This window comes from Terasakiispira papahanaumokuakeensis (assembly GCF_001709345.1).
Taxonomy (GTDB): domain Bacteria; phylum Pseudomonadota; class Gammaproteobacteria; order Pseudomonadales; family Halomonadaceae; genus Terasakiispira; species Terasakiispira papahanaumokuakeensis.
This window is the reverse complement of record NZ_MDTQ01000001.1, coordinates 1,188,986-1,192,647: the sequence shown is the minus strand read 5'-3', so window position 1 is coordinate 1,192,647 and position 3,662 is coordinate 1,188,986. Positions and strand designations below refer to the sequence as shown.

The following is a 3,662-nucleotide window of genomic DNA, read 5'->3' as shown; positions in this document are numbered from 1 at the left end:
AGACAGCTTCATCCCCCTGGCTCAACTGACCGCAGGCTTCGACCACACCGCCCTCGCAGCGACTGGCACCGACCGGCAACCCCTGCGTTGCTATCAAACCCAAACGGCCACACTTTACTACTTCCAGACCGACCACCTCGGCACCCCACAAGACATCACTGACACTGAAGGCCGAATCGTCTGGAGCGGCCAATACCGCGCCTGGGGCCAACTCGCCCAAGCCCACAACGGCCAAGGCGAAAACCCCAACATCCACAACCCCTTTAGATTTCAAGGGCAATACCACGACCGCGAAACCGGCCTTCACTACAACCGGTTTAGGTATTACGATCCTCGTATTGGCAGATTCACCACCCAAGACCCCATCGGCCTCATGGGCGGTGACAACCTCTACCAATACGCCCCCAACCCAACGGGGTGGGTAGATCCCCTGGGGCTGAGTAAGCAATGTTGTGGGGGGGCTAATTATGAAAACCCTGGCCACCATGACCCGAGTGGAAAGGGTCCTAATAATTACAATAGCTCCAAAAGCGTCCTGCCTGAGAACCATGAGCAATTATGGAATCAGAGTAAATTAGCGGGAGATGGAAACCGCTGGACAAAAGTAGGGACCGGGAAAAAGGCTGTTTACCATCGTTTCCAAAACGATGGCAATGGAAACTGGCATTGGAATGGATCAACGGCAGGCAAAACGAGTACAGGGAAACCAAGACAGATCGAGTTAAGGCACGTTCCCAAAGGAATCCAGAGAGGTTTAGAATGAGAGTAATAGGAAATAAAGACGACTTTGCTATAGAGTATGAAAAAACCCATGAAAACAAATATCTCATGGGCAGATTAATACTTTGGATTAATGGTTTTCAAATAGGAACTTTAGATGATGAACAGATGTTGTCAGCAACAAATCACCAACTAAAAAAACTAAAATCAGAAGAAATAAATATAAGCCAAATACCGATAAACAAAAATGAATTATTAAAAATAATAAAGAACGATGACCGTTTTCTTCTCAACCTTGGAGATACTTTTGATGATTTCTGGATTTTAGTATGCTCCGTGGAAGATTGCATAACAATATTCTGGGAGCTTGAGGAAAATTCTTTTTTTGAGTACCCAGGCTATCCCAAAAACATGATGTCATACACAACAAGTAGAGAATCTATTAAGGATGTCATTAACCAATTGGAACAAGAATTACATTAAAGGCTATCAATAAGGAGGTTAGAGGGTGTTCATATTTCTGTGTGAGGGTGTTCATATTTCTGTGTCACCCAGTACTTAGAGATCTACGTAACCCGCCAGCAACCTGATCGACCCGCAAGACGCCGCCGCAGCGGATTCGCACACCCGCGCCACCGAATGGCGGGCGGACCTCTCGATTACGAACAGCACCATTACCGGCACCTCAGCTCAAGGCAAAAACAATCGCGGCCCGACCGTGATGGGTAACCTGCTCAAACGCTTCGCCGACACTCGTTATCACTATGATGCCCACGGCAACCTCACCCGCAGCATTACCGTTGGCGGCAGCACCTGGGAATACCGCTACGACGCCGAACACCGGCTGGTCGAAGCCTGCCAGTACGCCCAAGCCCCGGCCGCAGGCGATTCGGTCAAAGCGCAAACCAAAGCCGAATACGGCTACGACGCCCTCGGCCGCCGCGTCTGGAAACAAGTCGAGATCGACGGCCAAGCGCCCGAACTGACGGTCTTTACTTGGGATGGCGACCTGCTACAAAGCGAAACCCGCTTCGAAGGTGACATTCACTCACCCGTCCGCAGCCGCCCACCGGGCCTTATTCCCGAAAACCCGAGGCGAAAATTTCCACGGCCGATCGCCCAACAGGTCCACACCCTCGACGCCAGTGACTTGGTGCCGACCCATACCGCGACCTATTTATACGAGCCAGACAGCTTCATCCCCCTGGCCCAGCTGACCGCAGGCTTCGACCACACCGCCCTCGCGGCCACCGGCACCGACCGGCAACCCCTGCGCTGCTATCAAGCGCAAACGGCCACACTCTATTACTTCCAGACCGACCACCTCGGCACCCCACAAGACATCACCGACACCCAAGGTCACATAGTCTGGAGCGGCCAATACCGCGCCTGGGGCCAACTCGCCCAAGCCCACAACGGCCAAGGCGAAAACCCCAACATCCACAACCCCTTTAGATTTCAAGGGCAATACCACGACCCCGAAACCGGCCTTCACTACAACCGCTTTCGCTACTATGATCCTCGTATTGGCAGATTCACCACCCAAGACCCCATCGGCCTCATGGGCGGTGAAAACCTCTACCAATATGCCCCCAACCCAACAGGATGGATCGACCCGCTGGGGTTGAGTAAGCAATGTTGTGGGGGTGGGGCTGCTACAACAGGAGCAAAAAGCCCAAAGAGTGTTGAGAGTATTACCAACCCTGAACAAGCTCCAGTAATCCTTTCTGACTGGGTTAGTAAACCAGGGCGAAATGGTGGTGAAGTTTATTATCCTGAAGGCACCAACCCTGCAAATGGAGAGCATATACGGGTCATGCCTCCGGGTTCTTCACCTGTTGAAGAGTATGAGAATGGTTATTGGCGTTGGCAGAATTCGAATAAACAGCCAATGGATCCTTCTACAGGTAAACCTAGTAAAGGTCGTGGAGACACCCATGTACCGCTTCCAGAAAACTCAATGCCCCCGACTCGAAAACCACGAAAATAACGAGCTGATGAGTATCATCATGTACAAATTACCTGAAAATTTCGATTTAAACTTTCTTTTAGGCTGCTTTCTGGAGATGGTCTGTTTTGGTCCAAATATGACTAGATTAGAGTTTACTCGACCAGAAAAATCCATAGGTGAAGAACCCTACAGAGTAGTTATTTGTGTTGAGGGACCATTGTATTATCAAATAAAAGCACAGAGAGTTGCGCGTAATCACTCGGATTCATCTACTTGCGCTCCATTGATAGACTTTGTTCTGCATAATGTAGCTTTAGTAGAGCAAATAGGTCTCTCTTCACTAAAAATTTTATTTGATAATTCAAACTACATTGAGTTTATAGCGGATGAAGATGCTGAATTTGAATCCTATTCAATTTATTTAAACTCTGGAGAAGTGATAGTGGTTTAGTGTTAAAAAACACCAGGAAAGGTGTATCAGTGGGTGTTCATATTTCTGTGTCACCCGGTGCTTAAATCACCCATAGCCACCAACACGGCCTACTCTTGACTCCACTCCTACCCTAAGACATTATTCGCGAGCCGCTGCACAATCAGCGGCCGGGCCGTGGGCGGCCCATTGTCTGTGGCTGAGAAACAATATCTTTAATCATCTCCCAACGCTGGTCAGAAAGCTCGTAACGGCCTGTCATATCTCCTCCTGTTCAATGAACTGGAATAGCATAACATTCATGACTTTTCATGATAGAACCTAATAACAACTCACTTAACAACAATAAATACATTGCTGCCGAGCATTTCCAACACCTCTGTAATGGCCCATAAAATAGGTACACATGTTAAACGTGGACTCAAAAAATGGAATCAAGCATGATAAAAGAATAAAACATCAAACACCAGGCATCCACTATATTGCATGACTTATCAATAATTAGCCTTTCAGGTATAAAGTATACTAGGCCATTATACATTTCTACCCACCACAACAACT

4 protein-coding genes are annotated in these 3,662 nt (G+C 48.4%); all 4 read left to right on the top strand.

The features are described from left to right. A partial coding sequence (locus BFW38_RS18300) for an RHS repeat-associated core domain-containing protein (RefSeq protein ID WP_218186364.1) occupies window positions 1–763 on the top strand: 763 nt, incomplete at its 5' end. After that, window positions 760–1,203 (top strand): Imm42 family immunity protein, encoded by a 444-nt coding sequence (locus BFW38_RS05220; RefSeq protein ID WP_068997431.1) that lies wholly within the window; start codon window positions 760–762, stop codon window positions 1,201–1,203. The genes BFW38_RS18300 and BFW38_RS05220, both read left to right, overlap by 4 nt. A gap of 238 nt (window positions 1,204–1,441) precedes the next feature. Next, a complete protein-coding gene (locus tag BFW38_RS05215) occupies window positions 1,442–2,710 on the top strand; it encodes an RHS repeat-associated core domain-containing protein (RefSeq protein ID WP_068997430.1) in 1,269 nt (422 codons plus the stop codon). Window positions 2,711–2,729: 19 nt separating this feature from the next. Next, window positions 2,730–3,122, top strand: a complete 393-nt coding sequence (locus BFW38_RS05210) for a hypothetical protein (RefSeq protein WP_068997429.1) — start codon at window positions 2,730–2,732, stop codon at window positions 3,120–3,122. The last annotated feature ends 540 nt before the right edge of the window (window positions 3,123–3,662 follow it).

What these genes read in the sequence shown, in the direction of transcription:
- BFW38_RS05220 (WP_068997431.1), top strand. Translation starts at nt 760, where the DNA reads ATGAGAGTAATAGGAAATAAAGACGACTTTGCTATAGAGTATGAAAAA.
- BFW38_RS05215 (WP_068997430.1), top strand. Translation starts at nt 1,442, where the DNA reads ATGGGTAACCTGCTCAAACGCTTCGCCGACACTCGTTATCACTATGAT.
- BFW38_RS05210 (WP_068997429.1), top strand. Translation starts at nt 2,730, where the DNA reads ATGTACAAATTACCTGAAAATTTCGATTTAAACTTTCTTTTAGGCTGC.